19 protein-coding genes are annotated in these 23,901 nt (G+C 47.2%); 10 read left to right on the top strand and 9 right to left on the bottom strand.

Features of this window, described 5'->3' with window-relative positions; translation table 11 throughout:
- Together VIM72_RS02895 and VIM72_RS02900 are read right to left on the bottom strand one after the other, a co-directional pair.
- A partial coding sequence (locus VIM72_RS02895) for a M56 family metallopeptidase (protein WP_332001368.1) occupies positions 1–1,464 on the bottom strand: 1,464 nt, incomplete at its 3' end.
- Between the two features lie 2 nt (positions 1,465–1,466).
- Positions 1,467–1,832 carry a BlaI/MecI/CopY family transcriptional regulator gene (locus tag VIM72_RS02900; RefSeq protein WP_142686289.1) on the bottom strand — a complete coding sequence of 122 codons (366 nt, stop codon included), beginning with the start codon at positions 1,830–1,832 and terminating at the stop codon, positions 1,467–1,469.
- Positions 1,833–1,985: 153 nt separating this feature from the next.
- On the opposite strand from VIM72_RS02900, the gene VIM72_RS02905 reads away from it, so the two are divergent.
- The 3 genes from VIM72_RS02905 to VIM72_RS02915 all read left to right on the top strand — a co-directional run bounded on the left by VIM72_RS02905 (position 1,986) and on the right by VIM72_RS02915 (position 5,576).
- Positions 1,986–2,681 (top strand): cell division ATP-binding protein FtsE, encoded by a 696-nt coding sequence (locus VIM72_RS02905; RefSeq protein ID WP_332001369.1) that lies wholly within the window; start codon positions 1,986–1,988, stop codon positions 2,679–2,681.
- 148 nt (positions 2,682–2,829) lie between these two features.
- Positions 2,830–3,102, top strand: coding sequence for a 30S ribosomal protein S15 (rpsO, locus tag VIM72_RS02910; protein ID WP_079470431.1), 273 nt, complete (start codon positions 2,830–2,832; stop codon positions 3,100–3,102).
- 125 nt (positions 3,103–3,227) lie between these two features.
- Complete coding sequence (locus VIM72_RS02915) at positions 3,228–5,576, top strand: polyribonucleotide nucleotidyltransferase (protein WP_332001370.1); 2,349 nt, start codon at positions 3,228–3,230, stop codon at positions 5,574–5,576.
- Positions 5,577–5,668: 92 nt separating this feature from the next.
- Here the strand turns inward: VIM72_RS02915 and VIM72_RS02920 are convergent, their stop codons facing one another.
- A complete protein-coding gene (locus VIM72_RS02920) occupies positions 5,669–6,238 on the bottom strand; it encodes a hypothetical protein (RefSeq protein WP_332001371.1) in 570 nt (189 codons plus the stop codon).
- Positions 6,239–6,352: 114 nt separating this feature from the next.
- On the opposite strand from VIM72_RS02920, the gene prmA reads away from it, so the two are divergent.
- From prmA to VIM72_RS02935, 3 genes are all read left to right on the top strand, one after another.
- Positions 6,353–7,180: a 50S ribosomal protein L11 methyltransferase gene (prmA, locus tag VIM72_RS02925; RefSeq protein ID WP_332001372.1), complete on the top strand. Its 828-nt coding sequence runs from the start codon at positions 6,353–6,355 to the stop codon at positions 7,178–7,180.
- Positions 7,181–7,294: 114 nt separating this feature from the next.
- Positions 7,295–7,936, top strand: a complete 642-nt coding sequence (gene plsY, locus VIM72_RS02930; RefSeq protein ID WP_142686293.1) for a glycerol-3-phosphate 1-O-acyltransferase PlsY — start codon at positions 7,295–7,297, stop codon at positions 7,934–7,936.
- 107 nt (positions 7,937–8,043) lie between these two features.
- Complete coding sequence (locus VIM72_RS02935) at positions 8,044–8,847, top strand: M48 family metallopeptidase (protein WP_332001373.1); 804 nt, start codon at positions 8,044–8,046, stop codon at positions 8,845–8,847.
- Positions 8,848–8,922: 75 nt separating this feature from the next.
- Here the strand turns inward: VIM72_RS02935 and VIM72_RS02940 are convergent, their stop codons facing one another.
- Both VIM72_RS02940 and VIM72_RS02945 read right to left on the bottom strand, forming a co-directional pair.
- The gene (locus tag VIM72_RS02940; RefSeq protein ID WP_332001374.1) at positions 8,923–9,867 is read right to left on the bottom strand and encodes a hydrogen peroxide-inducible genes activator; all 945 of its coding nucleotides are present in this window, start codon (positions 9,865–9,867) and stop codon (positions 8,923–8,925) included.
- Positions 9,868–9,992: 125 nt separating this feature from the next.
- A complete protein-coding gene (locus VIM72_RS02945) occupies positions 9,993–11,321 on the bottom strand; it encodes a hypothetical protein (protein ID WP_332001375.1) in 1,329 nt (442 codons plus the stop codon).
- A 185-nt stretch (positions 11,322–11,506) separates the two neighbouring features.
- On the opposite strand from VIM72_RS02945, the gene VIM72_RS02950 reads away from it, so the two are divergent.
- Genes VIM72_RS02950 through VIM72_RS02960 form a run of 3 tightly spaced genes read left to right on the top strand, consistent with a single transcriptional unit; the run spans position 11,507 to position 13,891 of the window.
- Complete coding sequence (locus VIM72_RS02950) at positions 11,507–12,244, top strand: glycosyltransferase family 2 protein (protein WP_332001376.1); 738 nt, start codon at positions 11,507–11,509, stop codon at positions 12,242–12,244.
- A 15-nt stretch (positions 12,245–12,259) separates the two neighbouring features.
- Positions 12,260–13,057, top strand: a complete 798-nt coding sequence (locus VIM72_RS02955; RefSeq protein WP_332001377.1) for an O-methyltransferase — start codon at positions 12,260–12,262, stop codon at positions 13,055–13,057.
- Positions 13,058–13,093: 36 nt separating this feature from the next.
- Positions 13,094–13,891, top strand: a complete 798-nt coding sequence (locus VIM72_RS02960) for a dienelactone hydrolase family protein (protein WP_332001378.1) — start codon at positions 13,094–13,096, stop codon at positions 13,889–13,891.
- Between the two features lie 39 nt (positions 13,892–13,930).
- On the opposite strand, the gene VIM72_RS02965 is transcribed toward VIM72_RS02960, so the two are convergent.
- The 4 genes from VIM72_RS02965 to VIM72_RS02980 are packed head-to-tail and all read right to left on the bottom strand — an operon-like array spanning position 13,931 to position 20,208.
- On the bottom strand, positions 13,931–15,361 hold the full coding sequence (locus VIM72_RS02965; RefSeq protein WP_332001379.1) for an efflux transporter outer membrane subunit: 1,431 nt from the start codon (positions 15,359–15,361) through the stop codon (positions 13,931–13,933).
- A complete protein-coding gene (locus VIM72_RS02970) occupies positions 15,354–18,494 on the bottom strand; it encodes an efflux RND transporter permease subunit (RefSeq protein ID WP_332001380.1) in 3,141 nt (1,046 codons plus the stop codon). Before VIM72_RS02970 ends, VIM72_RS02965 begins: the two co-directional genes overlap by 8 nt.
- A gap of 30 nt (positions 18,495–18,524) precedes the next feature.
- Complete coding sequence (locus tag VIM72_RS02975) at positions 18,525–19,733, bottom strand: efflux RND transporter periplasmic adaptor subunit (protein ID WP_332001381.1); 1,209 nt, start codon at positions 19,731–19,733, stop codon at positions 18,525–18,527.
- Between the two features lie 49 nt (positions 19,734–19,782).
- Positions 19,783–20,208 (bottom strand): hypothetical protein, encoded by a 426-nt coding sequence (locus VIM72_RS02980; protein WP_332001382.1) that lies wholly within the window; start codon positions 20,206–20,208, stop codon positions 19,783–19,785.
- Positions 20,209–20,737: 529 nt separating this feature from the next.
- Here VIM72_RS02980 and VIM72_RS02985 point away from each other — a divergent pair.
- The gene (locus VIM72_RS02985) at positions 20,738–23,896 is read left to right on the top strand and encodes a TonB-dependent receptor (RefSeq protein ID WP_332001383.1); all 3,159 of its coding nucleotides are present in this window, start codon (positions 20,738–20,740) and stop codon (positions 23,894–23,896) included.
- The last annotated feature ends 5 nt before the right edge of the window (positions 23,897–23,901 follow it).

Here is a 23,901-nt window from a genome sequence, read left to right on the forward strand (position 1 = left end):
CTCTTCGGGATAGCGGATATTTTTATTGAGATAGCGTGCCAGTGCATCTTCTCCTCCCGGGAACTGTGGTGGCTGTTCAACGAAGGTGAATACTTCATTGTTGTTGTCCTGGCGGAAAGTAATGGTTTCACCGGAGGGAGCGGGCGGTGGCGGTGGCGGTATTTGTTTTCCCTCGTCCAGTGTAAACCGGATGGGCAGGTTAAACTGGACGGCAACTGTTTTGCCCTGGTGTTTGCCGGGTATCCATTGCGGCATTGCCTTTACCACATGCACACCTTCTTCGGTAAGACCAAAGCCCGGATTTTTTCCAATGGCATGCGCATCTTTGATATAACCATTTTCATCTACAACAAATTGTATAAACACGGTACCGGATACTTTTTTATCTACTGCAGCCTTAGGATACCGGATATTTTTAGAAAGATATTTTGCCAGCGCCTCTTCGCCTCCCTGAAAAGAAGGGGGCTGCTCTACGAAAGTATATACGCCGTCTTTCGCTTTAGGCGTTTTTTTAACAGGTGTGGTATCTATCACAACTGCGGGGGAAGGAACAGTAGTAACGGTGGTAGTGGCGGTAAGCGCCGGAATGGCGGACGGGCGCTTATCGGCCACAAAAGCAAGGGAACAAAAAATGAATGCGGCCAGCGGCAGCACCATGATGCGCCGGAGGTAACTGAACCTGGGTGTATGGAATTGTGTCAGCATAAGGATTCTTCTTTTTATTGGCGGGTGAAAAAAGTCGTTCGTAATACTGAATTGTTTGCTTTGAAAGGCCATCTGCAGGATGGTTTGGGCATAGCCGGCTATTTCTTCTCCCGCTGCTTTTTTATCGGCCAGGAATTCATGTACCAGCGCCAGTTCCCTTTTTATCAGGTGAAAGAAAGGATTGATCCAGCACACTGCGGTAACCAGTTCCATGAAAAGCTTATCGGCGCTGTGTTTCTCCTGCAGGTGCACCAGCTCGTGTTTAAATATCTGTTGCCCTTCGGGCGAATTCAGGGAAGTATGATGATCCCAGAAAATATAGTGGAAGAAAGAAAAAGGCGCTTTGATATCCTGGTGTTTCACAAACCGGTAAGGAGGGATGTCCTGTACCTGGCTGCGGCGAATGAGATTTCTGATCCGGAAAAGGCTTACCAGTATCCTGGTCAGCAGTAAGCTAATTACAATAATGTACAGTGTATTGAGTATGGCGCCGGAACTGATCCCGGGACTAGCCGGTATGACGGTTTCGCGGAGATCCACTATACGCGCGGTATACGACAGCACCCTGGATGATTCCTGTGCCCGGCCAGGCAAAGGGATCTGCAGGAGGGGCGTAAGCAGTGATACCAGGGTGATCAGCACCAGGTAGTACCGGTTCCACTGGTGGAAACGGTTGTTGCGCAGGGCAAGATAATAGTAGCCATATAAAACGGCGGAACAGATGATCACTTTGGAAAGATAGGTGAGCAGGACTGTCATGGTCATGGTTTTTGGGCTGCTTTAATTTTTTGTACCAGTTTCTCCAGTTCAGCAATGCTCAGCTCTTTTTCTTTTACAAAAAAGGACACCATGTTACTGAAGGAACCGTCGAAATAACCTTTTACGATGTTGTTCACCGTTTTATGGCTGTAAGCGTCTTTGGTGATCAGCGCAAAATACTGGTGTGATTTACCGTAGGCTTTAAAGTCCACAAATCCTTTTTCGATCAGGATTTTAACCAGGGTGGATACCGTGTTGTAATGCGGTTTGGGCTCCGGCATTACTTCAATGATATCCTTTACAAAGGCGGGCCCTGTTTCCCAGAGGGCCTGCATGATCTGTTCTTCTGCTTTGGTGAGCTGTTTCATATGTCTCGGTTATGAAACCAAGTTATAACTAATTATTTAGTTTGACAACTATTTTTTTAGTTTTAAAGAGATGGATATTTGACATATTATCACAACGAGTTATTTTTTAATTAGTTATTTTTGTCCGTACAGACCGTAAAAAACAGAAAGGACATGACGCCTGAACAACCTATCATACAATTAACAAATGCCAGTATATACCAGGGCCATTCATTGATATTAGGTGATGTGAACATCACGGTAAATAAGGGTGAGTTTGTGTATCTCATTGGTAAAACCGGTACCGGGAAATCCAGTTTGTTAAAAACATTGTATGGAGATTTACCTTTAAATGATGGCACAGGGCAGGTGGTAGGTTTTGATTTGAAGAAGATGGATTGGAAAAAAGTGCCGTATCTTCGCCGGAATCTGGGGGTAGTGTTCCAGGATTTTCAGTTATTAACCGACCGCAACGTGCATGATAACCTGAAATTTGCGCTCCGGGCTACCGGCTGGCAGGATCCCAAGGAAATGGAAAACAAGATCACAGATGTGCTTGAAAAAGTGGGATTGGGAACCAAAGGTTTTAAAATGCCGTATGAGTTATCAGGAGGAGAGCAGCAGCGTGTGGATATTGCCCGGGCTATGCTGAATTCGCCGAAGCTGATCCTGGCGGATGAGCCTACGGGTAACCTGGATCCTGAAACGTCTGATGGTATTATGCAGCTGTTGTTCCGTATCTGCCGGGAAGGCACTGCCATTGTGATGGCTACCCACGATTATATTGTATTGCAGAAATTCCCGTCGAGAGTACTCCGTACAGAAAACGGGCATGTAACGGATAATGCAGCTGTTAATTTTTCTTCTTAGGAGTTGTTGAGAAAGAAAATTTTACAGATATACATTATTCCTCATTTATTATTAATTTCCGGTTAATTGGTAATTCCTATTTTTTGAACTACCTTTGCACCGGAAAAATAGCGACAAAAAACATTATTATTACTTATTATTTTTAAAGATGTCTTACTTAACTGTTGAAAAGAAAGCCAATATTTTTAAGGAATTTGGTGGAAGCGAAAAAAATACAGGCTCTGTGGAAGCACAAATCGCGCTGCTGACTGAGCGTATCAACAGCATTTCCGGTCACCTGAAACAAAACAAAAAAGATTTTTCTACCCATCGTGGTTTGATGAAGATGGTTGGCCAGAGAAAGCGTTTGCTTTCCTACTTATCTAAAACCAACCTCACAGGCTATCGTGCCCTCATTGAGAAGTTAGGTATCAGGAAATAACCATGACTTAATTATAGCGCTATTCCCAACTTATATGGTTGGGAATAGTTTTTTTGTATGTATACGTTTTGTTATCCGGATGATTTTGAAATGGATAACGTTATCTAATTAATCCTCACTTTATTATGAATCTGACACCTATTTCAGTGAAATTCGATATAGGAGACGGTCGTATAGTGACCATCGAAACCGGCAAGTTGGCCCGTCAGGCTGATGGCGCGGTAACGGTGCGTTTAGGGAACTCAATATTGCTGGCCACTGTGGTAGCAAATAAAGAACCCAAACCAGGCCAGTCTTTCTTTCCCCTTACTGTTGATTACCAGGAAAAATTCGCCTCTGCCGGCCGTATCCCTGGTTCCTTTTTCAAACGTGAAGGCCGGTTGTCTGATTCCGAGGTACTTATTTCCCGTTTGATTGACCGCGCCCTGCGTCCCCTGTTTCCCGATAATTATTTCTGCGAAGTACAGGTACTCGTTACCCTGATTTCATCTGATCCCGAAGTAATGCCCGATGCCCTGGCCTGCCTGGCTGCATCTGCTGCCCTGGCTGTTTCCGACGTGCCCATCCAGGAAATCATTTCCGAAGTGCGCGTAGCCCGTATCGATGGCAAAATGGTGATCAACCCTAACCGTACTGAACTGGCCAAAGCCGACATGGACTTCATTATTGGTGCTACCGATAAGAACATCATGATGGTGGAAGGTGAAAGTAAAGAGTGCCAGGAAGAAGACCTGATCCTTGCTATTGAAGCAGCACACGCTGCTATCAGGGTGCAGGTAAAGGCTCAGGAACAACTGCGTGACCTGAAAGGTGTAACCGGCAAACGTGAATACGCACAACCTCATCAGAACGAAGAACTGAAAGCAAAAGTAGAAGCTTTTGCAAAAGATAAAATTTACAAGGTAGCCAAATCAGCTTCCGCCAAGCACGATCGCAGCGATGCATTTGCAGCTATCGGCGAGGAACTGAAAGAGCACCTGGGTGAATTACCGGAAGAAGACCAGCCACTGGTAAAAGAATACCTGCACGACCTGGAAAAAGAAGTGATCCGCAACATGATCCTGGACGAATCCGTTCGCCTCGATGGCCGTTCGCTGGACCAGGTACGTCCGCTGGCAATGGAAACTGATATCCTGCCTTCCCCTCACGGCTCTGCCCTGTTTACCCGCGGTGAAACACAGTCCCTGACCACTGTTACACTGGGTACCCCGGAAGATGAACTGCTGATCGAAAGCGCGGCTGTTTCCAACTACTCTAAATTTATCCTGCATTACAATTTCCCTCCGTTCTCTACAGGTGAAGTGAAAATGATGCGCGGCCCCGGCCGTCGTGAAGTAGGACATGGTAACCTGGCTATGCGCTCCCTGAAGCAAATGATGCCAGGCAGCGACTACGCCTACACTGTAAGGGTGGTTTCTGATATCCTCGAATCAAACGGTTCTTCCTCCATGGCTACCGTATGTGCCGGCTCCCTGGCACTGATGGACGCTGGTGTACCTATTCCAAAACATGTTTCCGGCGTGGCAATGGGACTTATTTCCCGCGCTTCCGACGGCAAATGGGCGGTATTAACCGATATCCTCGGTGATGAAGACCACCTGGGCGATATGGACTTTAAAGTAACCGGTACCCGCGATGGTATTGTGGGTATCCAGATGGATATCAAAGTGGATGGCTTAAGCATGGATGTAATGCGCTCTGCACTGGCCCAGGCCAAGAAAGGCCGCCTGCATATCGTGGAAGCCATGTACGAAGTAGTGCCTGCTGCCCGTCCTGAACCAAAACCACATGCACCACGCATGGAAAAGATCATCATTGACCGTGAATTTATCGGCGCTGTGATCGGACCCGGTGGTAAAATTATACAGGAGATCCAACGCGAAACCGGTACTACCATCAACATCGAAGAAGTTGGTGAAACCGGTGAAGTTAGCATCTTCTCTGCCCAGAAAGAAGGCCTCGATAAAGCAGTGGCATGGGTGAAAGGAATCATTGCTGTACCTGAAGTAGGTGAAGTATATGAATCTGTTGTAAAATCCATCATGCCTTATGGCGCTTTTGTTGAGTTTATGCCTGGTAAACAAGGCTTGCTCCACATTTCCGAAGTATCCTGGAAACGCCTGGAAACAATGGAAGGTGTGCTCTCAGAAGGCGAAAAAGTGAAAGTAAAACTGACAGGTACTGATCCTAAAACCGGTAAGTTTAAACTGAGCCGCAAAGTGCTCATGCCTAAACCGGAAGGTTATGTGGAAAGACCTGAACGCGAAGAGCGTGGCGACAGAGGCGATTTCCGCGATCGTGGTGACCGTGGTGATCGTGGCGACAGACGCGGTCCCCGTGACGACAGGCGTGGCGGTGATGACAGGCGCGGTGGCGGCGACAGGCGTGATTTCAACCGCGATGGTAACCGTGGCGGCGGAAACTACAACGCAGGTCCTGAAAAACCACAGGAGCCCACCTTTGATGCCGAATAGGCGCTGTTATAGCTAGCAGATAACTGGAATTAAATACAAAAAGAAAGCAGTCACCCAGGTGACTGCTTTTCTATTTTATGATGGATCCGTTTTTATCTCCTCGTAAGTTGTTCTACCCGGAATGTGCTTTCCCTGAAGATCTCCCGCCCGCTGTTCAGGCGGAATACACGGTAGTTATTGCCATCAACAGGCTCGGCAATCATTTTATAGGCCGCTTGTATCGCCTTTGTACTTCTGTCTATTACCCTTACCTCACCCGCGGCCAGCAGGTCCGGCATTATTTCTTCCACATAGGGCAGCATAATACCGCCATCTTCCGCCCATAGCATATTCATTTTGCCGGTACTGTAGCTGAAATCCTTATTGGCAGTATCTTCCAGGTAACAGTATGCCTTACGGAAATGATTGCCCATATCTATGGCATTCAGGTGTGCAAACTGCACGCTGTTAAACACTTTATTGCTGTACTTACTGTTGCGGAGCGTGGAATCCATGGTCGTCATGTATTCCGTGAGATGTTTCCTGTCGAAAATCAGTGTTACATTTTCGGTTTGATAGATGATAGAATCTGTGATAGGTTCAGGAGGCCGTACTTTGATTACCTGGGCTATTCCGGGCAGCGACAAGGCCATGCCGGTAAGCAGGAGAAACAGTGCTTTCATAGGATATTTGATATGATTTAAAAAACAAATATAATGATTTTTGATATCAGGAAGCAATGAACATCCTTGCCATAAACGCTGAAAGCTACCCGCTAATAGCTATCTTTGCGGCCTATGTCCTACATTGCCATTACCATCCGTGCCGCAGCGGCACAAACAGACCTGCTGATCGCACAATTGTCTGAACTGAAGTATGAAGGGTTTGAAGAACAGCAGGATGCGCTGATCGCCTATATTCCTGCCACCGATTTTGATGAGGCGGCATTGGAGGAGCAGCTGACAGCTCACGGGGTTACCTATACGAAAGAAACCATACTGCCGGTTAACTGGAATGCGGTATGGGAAAGTAATTTTCAGCCGGTGCAGGTGGACAGCTTTTGCGGAATCCGGGCAGAGTTCCACCCGCCGTTTGATCCGCAGCCCGTACATGAAATTATTATTACCCCCAAAATGGCTTTTGGTACCGGGCACCATGCTACCACCGCCTCTATGATAAAGCTCATGGAGCAGCTGGAATTTAAAGGCAAAAGGGTGTTTGATTTTGGTACAGGCACCGGTATCCTGGCTATACTGGCGGAAATGATGGGAGCTGCAGCGATAGATGCCATCGATTACGACGAATGGTCTGTAAATAATACGCTGGAAAACATCGCCGCTAACGGAATGAGCAAAGTAAAAGTATGGCAGGCAGACAATCTTGACGCGATTACCGGAAAATACGATATATTGCTGGCAAATATCAACTATAACATTTTAATGAAATTTATGGGAGATATGTACCGGTTACTGGTACCGGGGGGCAAATTACTATTGAGTGGCATTTTACCTACCGATGAAGAAAACATTACTGCGGCAGCAGTTTCGGCAGGATTTACCAGGGAAGGAAGAATAGAAAAAGACAACTGGCTGGCGCTCCGGTTTTATGTACCGGAAGTAAAATAAATAAAAGTTACATATAAACAGTGTTGATAATCCAACTTTTGTGTTACAATCTTTTCTAATATTCTCTCTATTTTAACACAGAATTTGTTATCTTAGCATTCCTAACTTGTAGTGATGGTAGAAATTTTATTGCTTATTTGTGCTTATCTGGTAGGATCTGTTCCTACGGCTGTTTGGGTGAGTAAAGGCGTTTTTGGTATGGATATCCGGGAGTATGGCAGCGGCAATGCCGGCGCCACCAATACTTTCAGGGTGCTTGGTCCGAAAGCGGGTACTTTTGTAATGGTGGTAGATATGCTGAAAGGCGTATTAGCTGTACGTTTGGCTTACCTGGCTCCTTATTATCTTGATCCTGAGCATCTTACACAGCTGGTAAACCTCCAGATCGGTCTGGGGCTCGCTGCAGTGGTAGGTCATATATTTCCTATCTGGGCAAACTTCAAGGGCGGTAAAGGAATTGCTACCCTGTTTGGACTGGTGCTGGCTATCCAGCCACTGGTAGCCTTATGCTGTGTAGGAGTCTTTTTAATGATCCTTTTCCTGACAAGGTATGTGTCTCTCAGCTCTATCATTGCCAGTATCGCTTTCCCCATACTGATCCTCTATATCTTCAACGAACCTGAAATTTTTTATCGCATATTTGCCATAGCTGTTGCTTTAATGGTGGTATTAACCCACCAGAAGAATATCACGCGGCTGCTGAAAGGAGTGGAAAGTAAAGTTCCGCTGTTTAAAAACAAAAAGGACAAGAACTAGTTATAGTTATATTATTAAAGCAGGAAGCAAAAAGCGATAGCCATAAAATGTGCATGCTTTTTGCTTTGTGCTTTTTGCGTTTCACGCATATTTAAATTAATGCTCCCATGAAAAAGTATGTCTTATTCTTTACTGCAAGCCTTGCATTGGCGGCCTGTTCGCGTGTACCCATCACCGGCCGTAGCCAGTTGAACCTCGTTCCTGAAAGCACCATGCAATCTATGGCCCTGCAGCAGTACCAGTCGTTTTTATCTGAAAACAAAGTAGTATCGCAAACTACCAGTAAAGATGCCGAAATGGTAAAAAGGGTGGGCCAGCGTATTGCGAACGCGGTAACCAGGTACATGAACCAGAATAACATGGGTAGTGAAATATCCAGCTATAAATGGGAATTTAACCTGGTAGACAGTAAAGAAGTGAATGCCTGGTGCATGCCAGGTGGTAAAGTGGTGGTATATACCGGTTTGCTGCCGGTAACACAAAACGAAACTGCGCTTGCCTGTGTAATGGGGCATGAAATTGCACACGCCATTGCCCGCCATGGTAACGAGCGTATGAGCCAGGGCCTGGTAATGCAGGGAATCCAGGTAGCAGGTTCTGTAGCGTTAAACAGAAACCCCACAGCAGTAAATATTTTCAACCAGGCATTCGGGATTGGCGGTAACTTAGGTACCCTGGCTTTTTCCCGCGGTAATGAGCTGGAAGCTGATCACCTGGGCGTAATATTCATGGCTATGGCTGGGTACAATCCACAGGAATCCATTCCTTTCTGGCAGCGCATGGCCAATATGAGCAAGGGCCAGAAACCACCTGAATTCCTGAGCACTCACCCAAGCGACGCTACCCGCGTTCAGAAATTACAACAGCTGATGCCGGAAGCAATGAAGTATTATACTCCTGCGAAAGCATAAAGCAAAAAGCATAAAGCATAAAGAAGCAACGGGCCGGTAATGTATCATTACCGGCCCGTTGCTTCTTTATCTTCCTTACTCTGTTATAATTTCAATCACCTTCTTATTTTTCTGCGCTTTCATTTTATCAGGAACATGCGCCAGGATCTCTTTCTTAAAAGCCTCTATCAACGCCTGTTTGATAAAATGACGGTGGGTTACCAAACTGATCTCCCTTACCGGCTCCGGGGCTTTGAAATAGCGTACCATATTCAACTGCCGGGTGGAAAGGTCCTGTAGCGACAACTCCGGTAAAATCGTATAGCCTTCATTGATATCTACCATTCTTTTCAGCGTTTCCACACTGCCGGTATTGTATTCCAGGTTCTTGTTATCGCCCATGGTGAACTTATCCTTGCAGATATTCAGCACCTGGTTGCGCATACAATGGCCTTCATTCAGCAGCCACACATCTTTGATGTCCAGGTCTTCTGCTTTCACTATTTTTTTCTCATACAGGGAATTGGTTTTAGCAGCATATACTACGAATGATTCATAAAATAAAGGATGCTCTTCCAGGTGGGGATTGTGCAGGGGAGTAGCCAGTAAACCGCAATCCAGTAGTTCCTGCTTCAGTTGCTGCATAATTTGTTCTGTAGGATATTCCCATATCTCCAGCCGTACTTTTGGATATTTTTTCATGAAACCCGTGAGTATACGGGGAAGCAGGTAAGGCGCCAGGGTAGGGATGATCCCAACTTTAAGGTTCCCCTGTACTTCTTTTTTCTGATCTGCAATGATCTCCCGGATGCGGGCATTTTCTTTAATAATGATCCTGGCCTGTGCTACCACGGATACGCCTATTTCTGTAGGTACTACCGGTAATTTGCTGCGGTCGAACAGTTTAATGCCTAATTCATCTTCCAGTTTCTGTATCTGCATGCTCAGCGTTGGCTGGGTTACAAAGCATTTTTCTGCTGCTACTACAAAGCTTCTGTATGTATCTACCGCAACGATGTACTCCAATTGAACTGTGGTCATTTCCTCTGAGATTGTGAAAACAAAGGTATAAATAAAATCTATAGGAAGACGTTAAATCCTATAAAAGCAAATGACGGCAAAGAAATATTCCCTGCCGTCATTTGCTTTATAACAGATGCGTTTAATTAAAATATCCTGTAACGGTATTTAATCTTTTCTGTGTTGCTATACAGTTCCCTGATATTGATAGAAGCCTGTATTTCCGCCACAGCTTCTGTTTTCAGGTTCCTGAATTCCGCCTGCTTGGCATCGATAATGCTTTTATCCGCCAGGCCGTTATCCTGCGCTATTTTCAGCGAGTTGTTTACTTTGGTATAATAGGAATCGAGCAAAGTGAAATATTCGTTGTAAAGATTTTCAAACCGCTTGGTTTGCAGCACCAGGTCTTCCAGCTGGTTATTTACTTCTTTCAGGGAAGAATTTTCGCGCAGCAGGGACTCGTAATCGATCCGTTTGCCTTTGGTATATTTCTCTTCCAGTTTAGCGAAGTAATCCACTACTTTTTCTTTCTTGAAATCAAAGAAGTATTCGTTCATCGTTTGACTCAGGCCCTGGTTGCCTTTCTGCGGTGCAGGGAATTTAAGGGAAGTAGCGGTAAATGAAAGATGATCAAACAGGTTATCCTGCAGGAGGCTTAGCTGGTCTTTATTAAAGTTCAGCCCATATTCGAATTTCTGGTTGGCATCATTCAATGCAGTGTAATACACCACATATTTATTCAGCTCTTTTTCGAATTCCTGCAATGATTTCTGGTTGATCTGTTTATTATTCACACTCACGCTGTGAAGAAAGTTCATCACTGAATTGGCAATAGCCAGTGGCGGTGTGAGGGACGTAAAGCTCTGGAAAATAGGGCTGTTGATGATCGATTTGGTAGACTCCACAATCTTGGAGTTCTTCTCACTTTTATCGCCTTTATTTTTCAGGATGATCTTTTCCACCAGTTCCACGATGCGGTCGCTCAGCGAAAACCCCAACGCTTTACTTTCAGGGTTATTCAGGGAGGTAATGAAAACGTCGAGGTTATTGGTAGTAGTACGGGACTTCAGATCAATGATCTTTTTGTTCAGCAGGTAATATGTTTCGCTGGCATTGATGATATTGTTCTTTATCAGTTCGTACTTGGTGATATTATCTATTTCCTTTCCCTGTAAAAGGGCCTGTATGGCAGTGGAGTTTTGTTTGTCATTGTCGGTGATCCGTTGTACATCTTCCAGCAGTTTGCGGATAGTAGTATCCTGGGTTTTGATTACAGGCGCTGTGGTGCTTTTCAGTTCCGGGTCCTGTGCAAAAGCTGTCTGGAAAGTAAAAAGTAAAACAAAGGGGGCTGGTAGCACTTTCATCCATCCGGTGGTCAGGAATTTCCGGGCCGGGCGTACTAACGGTAATGACTCATCGGGCTTGCAGGTCAAGCGTTTATCATGCCTCATTTCCGTTGGTAGGTGTTTTAACATGTTGTTTTTGCTTTTTGTTAACAAAAATTTAAGAAAATATGATGCCAAAAACATCATCACGCAAAGATAAATAATTAATAACAGTTAAAATTAAATCATGATAGGTGGCATCCGGGGCATTTGCGGGAGATATTTTGAATTATCAGCAGGTAAGTTACCTTTGCTGCCAAATTTGATCCACTTTCATGCTTAACAACAAAAAGATAGTGGTTGTATTACCGGCCTACAACGCAGCACTTACACTGGAAAAGACATTCCGGGAAATCCCTTTTGACATAGTTGACGACGTGGTTCTGGTAGATGATGCCAGCAGAGACGATACCCTTGAAGTCGGCAAGCGGCTGGGGATTCAGCATCTGATACGTCACGACAAAAACAAAGGTTACGGAGGTAACCAGAAATCCTGTTACAACAAGGCACTGGAGCTGGGCGCCGATATCGTGGTGATGCTGCACCCCGATTACCAATATACGCCCAAGCTCATTACTGCTATGTGCAGTATCATCGCCAATGATGTATACCCGGTGGTTTTCGGGTCCAGGATCCTGGGAAAAGGCGCTCTGAAAGGGGGAATGCCGATGTATAAATATATATTTAATCGTTTCTTAACATTAACACAAAACATCCTGATTGGTCAGAAGCTGAGCGAATATCACACAGGTTACCGGACGTTTTCATCGGAGGTATTGCGTAATATCAACTATATGGCTGATAATGACGATTTTGTGTTTGATAATGAAATGGTTTCCCAGATATTTATGAAAGGATACGATATTGCAGAGATTACCTGTCCTACCAAATATTTCGACGAGGCCTCCAGTATCAATTTCAAACGCAGCGCCATTTACGGTCTCGGCGTATTGAGAGTATCCGTACAGCATCGTTTGCATATGTGGGGCATTGTAAAAGGAAAGATCTATTAAAAAATAATTCAGCCAGTGGGTTTAGCGCAACAGTATAATTTAGCCGGAAAATACCTGAAGTATTATTTTACCTCGGGCAATCGTCATGATGTACATTCTCCCTTTGTATTTTCACTGATAGAAGATGTGTTGCTGGATAAGAAACAGCATCCCGCTTTCCGGGAAATAGAACAGTTGCGTAAACAACTCCTGAAAAGTAATGAAACGCTGCAGGTAACCGACCTGGGCGCAGGATCACTGATATCGGCCGGTAATGAGCGCCGCGTGCGGGACATCACCCGCTATGCCGCAAAACAGCCCAAATTCGGGCAGTTATTCTACCGGCTGATACAATACCTCCAGCCTGCCCGTATCCTTGAACTGGGCACTTCTATGGGCCTCTCTACGGCATATATGGCAAAGGCTGCCCCGCATGCCCGCATTTATACCATTGAAGGTTGCCCTAATATAGCGGCCAGGGCTGCCAAAAATTTTGAAGCGCTGCATATAAAAAACATCACGCAGGTGACCGGCAACTTCGACACCGTTTTACCGGATGTGTTAAAGCAGATGCAGCTGCCCGACTGGGTGTATATAGATGGCAATCACCGCAAAGAGCCTACACTGGCCTATTTTGAGCAATGCCTGCAGTTTGCGGATGAGTATTCGGTTTTTATCTTCGACGATATTCACTGGACACCGGGTATGGAAGCAGCCTGGCATACCATACAGGAACATCCGCAGGTAACCATGACCATCGACCTGTTTTTTATAGGGCTGGTATTTTTCAGGAAAGATTTTAAGGTGAAACAACATTTTACCCTGAAATACTGATCTTGAGGTAGTATATTAGGTATAAATTTCACCGTTATGCGTTACCTGAAAATACTCCTCATTGCCTGTTTGCTCTCCGGCGGCCTGGCAGCTACTGCACAGGATAGCCTTTCCCAATACAGTAAAGAATCGTTTATCCGTAATGGTGATACCCTGCGGTACCGCCTCCTGTTGCCGGCTAAATACAATCGTCATAAAAAATACCCGCTGGTCGTTTTCCTGCATGGGGCAGGTGAAAGAGGCCGGGATAATGAGGCGCAGCTCCGGCACGGAGGCACTATGTTCCTGCGGGATACCATACGCGCCAACTACCCTGCATTTGTACTTTTCCCGCAGTGCCCGGATAATCAAACCTGGGCGCCGATGAAATTTGTGCGCGACAGCACCGGTAAGGTCATCCAGGCAGATTTCCCGCTGGATGGAGCTCCTACGCCTCCCACTGCTTTACTCAACCAGTTACTGGATAGCCTGCTGGCTAGTGGAAAAATAGATATCCAACGTGTATATATTGGCGGTTTATCGCTTGGAGGAATGGGCACGTTCTATGAAATCACGAAACGGCCCGATCTTTTTGCTGCTGCATTTCCTATCTGTGGCGCAGGTAACGTGGCTGCGGCTGGTAATTTTGCGAAAAAAGTGCCGGTGTGGATCTTTCACGGCGGAGAAGACAAGATAGTGCCTGTGGAGGCTTCCAGGGCCTATGCTGACAAACTCAAAGCATCAGGCGCGGTAGTAAAATATACGGAATATCCCGGGGTAGGGCACAACAGCTGGGATAATATGTTTGTGGAGCCCGGCTTTATGCCCTGGTTGTTTAAACACCGAAAGAAATAAAAAGAAGAAGGAGCGTTCACAGACGCTCCTTCTTCTTTTTTAATTGCCACCCAACGCCCTGTACAGGGATACCATTCCCTGGTATACATTACGCCGCGTGGTAACCAACGCCAGTTCGGCTTCCAGCACATTCTTCTGTGCAGTGATCACTTCCAGGTAGTTGGCATAACCTGTTGTAAAAAGCACGTTTGCAGTAGCTACCGCCTGCTGTAATACCAGCACCTCTTTACTTTTCAGCGAATACGCTTCCTGTTGGTTCTCTACTTTATTCAGGGCAGAAGCTACTTCCTGGTAACCATTTACAATGGCCTGCTGGTAATCATAGAATGCCGTCCATGCGTTGGCAGTACTGATATTGTATTGTGCCTTTATCTGTTTTTTATTGAAGATGGGCGCGGTTAAATTGCCTACGGCACCCCATGCAATAGAAGCGGGCGACTGGAACAGCAACCCTGCCTTGAAGGCATTAAAACCTGCATAGGGGGTAATGGTAAGCCCCGGTAAAAAGGCGGCCCTTGCAGCTTTAACATCCGCTTTAGTGGCGGCCAGTTCCAGCTCTGCACGTTGTATATCCGGGCGTTGCAGCAGCAAACTGGCAGGGATGCCTCTTTTAATCGCATCAGGCAGCGCCTGCGTATCCTTTACGGCACTGCGTTCAACAGGCTGTGGCAACCTGCCCAGGAGGGCATTGAGCTGGTTTTCAAGAGAGGTAATTTCCTGCTTTACGCCATATTCCAGCGCCTGTGTGCTCAGCAGCTGTGCGGTGAATTGCTGTACTGCCAGCTCTGTAGCGCGGCCACCCGCTTTCTGTATGTGCACGGTGGCAACGGCGGCTTCCTGTAATTTAATATTACGCCGGATAATAGCCAGCTCACTATCCATCGCTGTGAGCTCATAATACAGACCGGTAACGCCTGCTACAATTTGCGTGGTGAGCAAACGCCGTCCCTGTTCACTACCAAGGAAGCGGGCATAGGTAGCCTGGCGCTGGCTTTTCAGTTTTCCCCACAGGTCTGTTTCCCAGCTGCTTCTCAGTCCTGCGAAGTACTCCGGCGTTGGACCGGGGATATGTTGGTCCTTGCTGATATTGGGCGACAGGTTCGTATCAAAATTACCTACGCCGTTGAGGGTATAGTCCGCATATTTATCTACGCCGGCCGACAGGGAAAGGTTCAGCGATGGCAGCCAGGCATTTTTTGCCATCATCAGGTTGGCCTGGGCAGTAGCCACCCGCTGTGCTGCAGAGAGCAGGTCGTAGTTGTTGTGCAACGCGGTATCAATGAGGCTACGCAGATGGGGATCATTAAATACCTGCGTAAAGTTTTGCAGCGAAATAGTATCGCTGCTGTTGCCGGAAACTACGGGAACGCTTATACGTTCCGGCAGCGCCAGTTCCTTTTGTGTGCTGCAGGCCATCGTTGCAGTAGCCATTGCAGTATATAATGCGTATTGATATATTCGTTTATTCATTGGTGTAAGCTTTTAGTTCAACGGATTTTTTCCTGATCATGGAAGCAAACAGCACATATAGTCCGGGTATGATCAGTACGCCGAAGATGGTTCCGATGAGCATTCCGCCGGCAGCGGCGGTACCAATGGAACGGTTGCCCATGGCGCCTGCGCCGGAAGCAATACACAGTGGTATCAACCCTGCAATGAATGCAAAGGAGGTCATAAGAATAGGGCGCAGCCTGGATACGGCGCCTTCTTTGGCGGCGGCCAGTATGGTAGCGCCATGTTTGTTTCTCAGGATGGCAAATTCAACGATGAGGATAGCGTTTTTACCCAGTAACCCGATCAGCATTACCAGTGCCACCTGGGCGTAGATGTTGTTTTCCAGGCCAAGCACTTTCAGGGAAAGGAAGGCGCCGAAGATACCGGCGGGCAGCGACAGCAACACCGGCAGCGGCAGCAGGAAGCTTTCGTACTGGGCAGCCAGCAGCAGGTACACAAATACCAGTACAATGATAAAAATGTAAACCGCCTGGTTACCGGAAAGGATCTGCTCCCTGGTCATACCGCTCCATTCATAGCTGTATCCCCTGGGAAGTTCTTTAGCGGCTGTTTCCTGCACGGCGGCAATGGCCTGGCTGCTGCTGAACCCGGGCTTTGCATCCCCGTTGATCATAGCGGCGGTATACATATTGTACCGCGTTAGTTGTTCAGGGCCGTATACACGTTCCAGTTTCACGAAGTCGGAATACGATACCATTTCACCCCGGTCATTTTTTACGTATAGCCGCAGCAGGTCCTCGGGCTTGTTGCGGTAGGAAGGATCCGCCTGTACCATTACCTTATACATTTGCCCGAAGCGGATGAAGTTAGACGCATAAAAGCTACCCATCAGTGTTTGCAGGTTGCTCATGGCATTTTCTATGCTCACGCCTTTTTTAGCCGCCATGGCCTGGTCTACATGGATCAGGTACTGGGGGAATTCCGCGTCGAAGCTGGTGAAGGCGCTGCCTATTTCCGGCCGTTTTTTCAGCGCATCAATAAACTGGTTGGTTACCTGTGCCGTTTGGCGCAGGTCGCCGGTACCGCTGCGGTCGAGCAGCCGCAATTCAAAGCCGCTGGAGTTACCAAAGCCGGGAACCGTAGGCGGCGGGAAAAATTCGATGCTGGCATCTGCAATACCGGCTGTTTTCTTTTGTAAGATTTCAATGATATCCTGTACGGAGGCTTTGCGCTCGTCCCATGATTTCAGGTTTACCATGCCCATACCGTAAGAAGCGCCGGCTACTTCATTTACCAGGCTGTAACCCGCCAGGGTGGATACGGATTCTACTTCGCCCAGTTCAGCGGCAATGGCCTGTACCTGGTCCAGTATGGCTTCGGTGCGTTCTACTGTGGCCCCCGGGGGAGTGGTTACGTTTACATAGATCATGCCCTGGTCTTCCGTAGGAATGAAGCCGGAAGGCAGGATAGCGCTTACTCCCCAGGTAGCGGCGAAGAAGAAAATAAGACAGGCGAGGGTGATCAGTCTTCTGCCGGCAATAAAACTGATGAGCTTTGCATATTTATTTTCAGTAGCATTATATCCTTTGTTGAAACCGTTAAAGAAGCGCTGCAGCAGGTTCTTTTTACGGGGTTTGCCATGCGTGTCTTTTAACATGATGGCACAGAGTGCAGGCGTTAACGTTACTGCGTTAATACCTGATATCACGATGGAGATGGCCAGTGTGAGAGAGAACTGCCGGTAGAAAACCCCTACGGGGCCCGACAGGAATGCCACCGGTATAAATACTGCTGACATCACCAGCGTGATGGCCACCAACGCCCCGCTGATCTCCTTCATGGCGGCCAGCGTGGCTTCCATGGGAGGCAGGTGCTCTTCACTCATCTTTACGTGCACGGCTTCCACTACAACAATGGCATTGTCTACCACAATACCGATAGCCAGCACCAGGGCAAAAAGAGTGAGCAGGTTAATAGAGAAGCCCATCATCTGCATAAAGGCCAGCGTACCGATCAGTGCTACCGGTACGGCAAGAGCCGGGATGAGGGTGGAGCGGAAATCCTGCAGGAAAATAAATACTACGATAAACACCAGCAGGAACGCTTCAAACAAGGTTCTCACCACTTCGTGGATAGAGGCATCCAGGAAGCGGGATACGTCGTAGTTAAAGTTGAAGGTCATGCCCGGAGGAAACGAGGATTGCTTCATTTCTTCCATTTTTGCCTTCACATTGTTAATTACATCGCGGGCATTGGAACCGGGCCGCTGTTTGAGCATGATAGAGGCAGAGGGTTTGCCATCTGTTTTGGATACCATGCTGTAGGTAAGCGAGCCAAATTCCACATCGGCAATATCTTTCAGGTGAAGCACCGATCCATCCTGGCCGGCACGCAATACGATCTGCCGGTATTGTTCCGGCTCAAAAAACTTACCGGTATACCGCAATACATACTGCAGCATATTCGGGTCTTTATCGGAGCTTTCGCCGGTTTTGCCGGGAGCGGCTTCAATATTCTGTTTACGGATCGCCTGTATCACCTCATCGGCAGATACGTTGTAAGCCAGCATACGGTCGGGTTTCAGCCATACGCGCATGGCGTATTCCTTTGCGCCCATGATTTCCGCGCGGCCCACACCGTCGATACGTTTCAGTTCCTGGAGCACATTGATATCTGCAAAGTTGTAAATGAACTGTTCATCAAGGGTGGTGTCTTCACTCATGACGTTGAGGTACAGCAGCATACTGTTCACCTCTTTTTCCGTGGTAACCCCTGCCTTGATCACTTCTTCCGGCAGTTCATCGATAATGGTGGCCACACGGTTTTGTACGTTTACAGCCGCCTGGTCGGGGTCCGTACCTACCTGGAAAAATACCTGGATCACCGTGATCCCGTCATTACTGGATACAGACGACATATACGTCATGCCCGGCACCCCGTTGATAGCCCTTTCCAGCGGTGTAGACACCGCCTTGGCAGATACTTCCGCGTTGGCGCCGGTATATTTGGCCGTTACTGTTACGGACGGCGGCACAATATCCGGGAACTGGGTAACTGGTAAGGTGAACAGGGCAAGCAGGCCTACCAGTGTGATAATAAGCGATATGACCAGTGACAACACCGGTCTTTTTATAAAAGTTTCAAACATTGTTCCGTGGTTTCAGCTAAGGAGCTGTGATTATAAACTGAGTAAACTATCCATTGGTACGCCGCGCGGTGAAATCCGGATACCATCACGGATATTGCGCACGCCTTCGCATACAATGCGCTCGCCGGGTTTAAGGCCGGACTCAACGATGTAGAAATGTGCGAAGCGTGCCTGTGGAATAAAGTTTCTCATCTTCACATTATTAGCGCCGTCTACCACGAACACATAGTTTTTATCCTGCATTTCGAATACAGCTTTCTGCGGGATGATCACCGCGCTGTCCATTTCGGTGGTAAGGCGTACTTTCCCGCTGGCGCCATGTTTCAACAGCCTGGAAGGATTCGGGAAGCGGGCCCGGAAGGCAATGGAGCCGGTGTTTTCTTCAAATTCGCCTTCTATGGTTTCTATTTTACCAGGATGATTATAGTCGGTACCATCTGCCAGTACCAGGGATACTTTGCGGTAGTTGTTATCTCCTTTTTCCAGTGCTTTGTTATACTGGAGATATTCAGTTTCTGATACATTGAAGTAAGCATAGATTTCGCGTGTATCCGATACCGTTGTAAGCAGGGTTCCTTCACTGATCAGGCTTCCTTTCTTTAATGGGATACGGTCAATGGTACCGTCAAAAGGAGCGCGGATACTGGTGTATGATAAGCGCATTTCCGCGTTGGAAGCGGCAGAACGGGCTTCTTCTATTTTTGCCTGCGCGGCGGCCAGCTTGGCACTGGCTACTTCCAGTTCTGAAGGCGCTACCACTTTTTTCTCTACCAGCAGTTTTACCCTGTCCAGTTCCAGGGCAGCGGCTTTGCTTTCTGCCACTACGCTGCTCAGCACAGCTTTGGCTTTGGCCAGCTCCGCGCGGTATTCCGCATCACTGATGCCGAACAGCAGCTGTCCTTTTTTTACTTCCTGGCCTTCATCAATAAATATTTTATCAAGAAACCCGTTAACACGGGCGCGTATTTCCACATTTTGTATGGCCTGGATATCTGTTACATAAGAACGGTGTAACAATGTGTCTTTTGTTACCAGTGTGGTAACCGGTAAAACTTTAAGATCCTCTTTGTTGGTACTTTCTCCTTTGGTGCCACAACCGGCCATGAAAAGAGCGATCAGCGATGTTAAGATCCCTGTATATTGACGCATAGCAATAAAATATTGGTCCCGGAATAACCGGAACAGGTGAATACAACACAACAGGAGGCCATCTGCTATGGTAGCAGAAAATACAGGCATCTCCCTAAAAAAAAATTAAAAAAGATTACGATAAAAAAGGTGCTGGTATTCAAAATGGAGTAAACCGGAAGAGGAAGGAATAGTAGGCTGGCAGGAAGGATTTCTGACGGCCGTACTCACCGGTTTTATTCTCAGGAATATAAATGCTGCGTGCAGTATTATCTGCATCGAGATATACAATACGGGTAGCAGTACTTACCTGTGGGGCAGCTGCACTAAGGTACCAGCGGGTTTTACGCCGGTGTTTGGTGATGTGCCATATTTCCGCACCATCGTCATCTGCATCAAGATGTACAGGGATTTTATTAACAAGACTTAATAACCTGTCCTGTTCTACCTGTTGCTTATGCAGATCCGGTAACAGAAAAAAATGGCGATGTGCTGCAAGTGAAGGCAGAACGGAAGTTACCAGCTGCAAACACAGCAGGAAACTGAGCAGGGTCCACCGTTTTAATATGTGCGCACGATTATTCATCAAGTCGTAAAATTAATTGTTTTTAATTTATTTAAAGATGAGATTATTGTAAAGGAGCTATTTTTTGATAACCGGCAAGAGGATAACATTTACTACCCATAAGCCAATATCATATCAAAATTGGCTTATTATTTAAAAATTCAGGAGGAGAAAATAGCTTTATTTGCAAAGTTCGTTCAAGTTGTTTAAACGTTAAAGCAGTTTAATATCAATCAAATTCTATAGAACCGGGGTTAATACCCGGAGCGCAATAAAACACATATAAATCCACTGGTTATGAACAATCACCGCTTGAAAACACAATTTTCAGGAGCAGGACTGTTATGCCTCTCCGGAGCTGAGAAACCGTCCCGGAGCACTGTATAATAATTTATTATACTCCTCCTCTTAACAACTGATCATTACTGGTAAAAACAATGCCACTGCGGCCTTACACACCTGTAAATAATTGCCGTGGTACGGCCCGTGGCTGCTATGCAGCACCCGGAATGCGGTGGCAATTTATCACCCAAAAAACAACTACGGTCTCATGAAAAAACAACATTCTTCCAATGACAGGACGCATGGCGGGCGCGGGTTCCCTGCCTATACCGGAAAATGGATATTACAGGGTATCCTCTTGTTGTGCCTCAGCACCGGCGCATGGGCACAACAGGCAAAGACCATCACAGGCGTGGTCAAAGACGATGCCGCCAACCCACTGCCTGGTGTAGGGATTACAGCTAAAGGCTTTCCTGTGCATGCCACCACTAACGACCAGGGCAGGTACCGTATTGATGTACCCGCCAACGCCACCACACTGGTATTCACTTACATTGGGAAAGAAACCCGGGAAATACCGCTAACGGCTGCACTAACATATGATGTGATCCTCCTGGGCCAAAGCAAAGACCTCAGCGAAGTGGTTATCTCCACCGGTTATATGACCCAGCGGAAAGCAGACCTCACCGGCGCCATCACGGTAATCAACCGGTCCGATTTTGCCAAAAATCCCAGCGCCAACGTAATGCGATCCATGCAGGGAAAAATACCCGGACTATATATCACTACCGACGGTAACCCCGCAGAAAATGTAGGCATACAGGTGAGGGGTATCACCTCTATCAACTCCTCTCCCCCGTTGATCGTACTGGATGGCCAGCCCGTTAACATCAACCTGCGCGATATTAATCCCAATGATATTGAATCCATGCAGGTGCTCAAAGATGCTGCCTCCGCATCCATTTACGGATCAAGGGCTGCCGGCGGCGTTATCCTCATAAATACCAGGAGAGGCAAATCAGGAGAAACCAGGGTTACGTATGAAAGCTATGTAGGCGTATCCAAAATAACAGGCGTACCGGATATGCTGGACGCAAACGGCTATGGAAGAGCGCTCTGGCAGGCTACCGTTAACGACGGAGACGATCCTGCTGCTGCCATCCGCATTTATAAATACGACTGGAACCGCGATAAGGACGGTATACCCGTTTTAAATTCTCTAACCCCTGTGGAATGGTTAAACGCGGACAAAACTATGCCTTCCTCCAATACCAACTGGTTCAAAGAAGGCACCCGTACCGGCATCCGGCAAAACCACCAGATCACCATCACCGGCGGGAAAGAACATTTATCCAGCCTGTTCTCCTTCAACTATTACGATAACCAGGGAACACAGATCACTTCCTCTTTCAGACGCTATTCTGCACGCTTTAACAATGAATACGAAATGCTGAAAGGAAGACTCACCATAGGAGAAAATTTCACCATGACCAATCTCCGGATAAGAGACATCAACAGCACTTATGGCTTCCTGGTAATGCCGCCCAATATCCCCGTACACGATAACAACGGCGGATGGGGCGGTGTAGCTATGGCGCTGGGGATGGACGACTTTAACAACCCTGTAAGGGACCTGGAGATCAATAAAGATAATAAAGGCAACTTCCTGAAGATACTGGGTACCGGCTACGCCAACCTCAGGATCCTCGATAACCTGGCTTTTAAAACACAGTTTGGCCTGGACTATAACATGTGGTACGACCGGAACATCCAACATAAATGGAAGGAAGCAGGCGGCAAAAGCAGCGATATCAACGGCGTCACACAAAACAACTGGCAAAACATCGGCCGTACCTGGACGAACACGCTTATCTACAACCTGAAGTTTGGCAAAAATCTCTTCGACATATTAGGCGGTATAGAAACCTACCGGTATGTATATGAATTCACCAATGCTTACCGCAACAATATCCTGCTGGAAAGCCGGGACTATGCATACCTGTCTGCCGCCACCGGCGATAATAAATCATTGACCGGCGGTGGCGATGAAAGGACGCTGTTATCTTTTTTTGGTAAGATCAATTACTCCTATGAGTCAAAATACCTGTTGTCTGCCACCATCCGTCGCGATGGTTCTTCCGTATTCGGGGAGAATAACCGGTACAGCACCTTCCCCGCATTCTCTGCCGGATGGAGGATCAGCCAGGAACCTTTCCTGAAGAATGCCGGATTTCTGAACGACCTGAAACTACGGGCCAGCTGGGGACAGAACGGTAACTCCGCCCCGCTCACCGCCGGCAGCCTCGTAAACATTTACCTCGGGGATTTTGATGGCACCGCCTATGCTATTGGTGGCAACCAAACAGGCAGTATCCCTTCCGGATACCGCAGGAACAGCCTGGGCAATCCAGACCTGAAATGGGAAACTACTACACAAACAAACATCGGCGCCGACTTTAGCTTCCTGGGCGACCGCCTGTCAGGATCTTTCGACTGGTTCAATAAAAAAACAACAGATATGCTTTTCCAACCGCCCTACATAGGCGCATTGGGTGAAGGCGGCTACCGCTGGGTAAATGCCGCCGACATGACCAACCAGGGCTACGAACTGCTGCTCAGCTGGGGCGAAAAGAAACGGGAATTTACCTACCGCGTTACTGCCAATGTATCCGCGTATAAGAACAAGATCAACTCCATACCGGAAAACGTAAAGTATACATACGGCGGTAACGGCCTGCTGGACAACATTATTGGCCGTCCCCTCAACTCTTTTTACGGCCTCGTGGCAGACGGTATCTTCAAAACCCAGGAAGAAGTGGATAATTCCCCGCAACAACAAGGGAAAGGTGTTGGCCGCATCCGGTACAAAGACCTTGACGGCGACGGCGTGATCAACGAAACCTATGACCGTACCTGGATAGGTGTAAGAGACCCCAAGCTGATGGCCGGATTAAACCTGGAAGCAACCTATAAAAACTGGGATATCACCATCTTCTTCCAGGGAGTGTTTGGCAACAGCGTTTACAACAGCTGGAAAGAACTCAGTGACTTCTGGAACATCGGCGTACAAAACGACCGGAACCACCCTTCCCGGATACTCGAAGCCTGGTCACCATCCAATCCCAACTCTGACATTCCTGCCCTCTCCCGACGCGATGCCAACGGGGAAAAACGGATGTCTACCTATTTCATTGAAGATGGCTCCTACATCAAACTAAGGACAGTAGATATCGGCTATACCCTCCCTAATAGGCTAATGGAAAGATGGCATATGAACCGGGTCAGGGTATACATATCAGGCCAAAATCTTCTCAACTTTAAAAAGACATGGGGTAAAGACAAATTTACCGGCGGAGATCCTGAAAATCCCAATGAAGCCTACCCGCTGCCTATCAACGGTCTGTTTGGATTGAATGTCACCTTTTAAACGAA

It is taken from the genome of Chitinophaga sp. (genome assembly GCF_036569185.1).
Lineage (GTDB): Bacteria > Bacteroidota > Bacteroidia > Chitinophagales > Chitinophagaceae > Chitinophaga.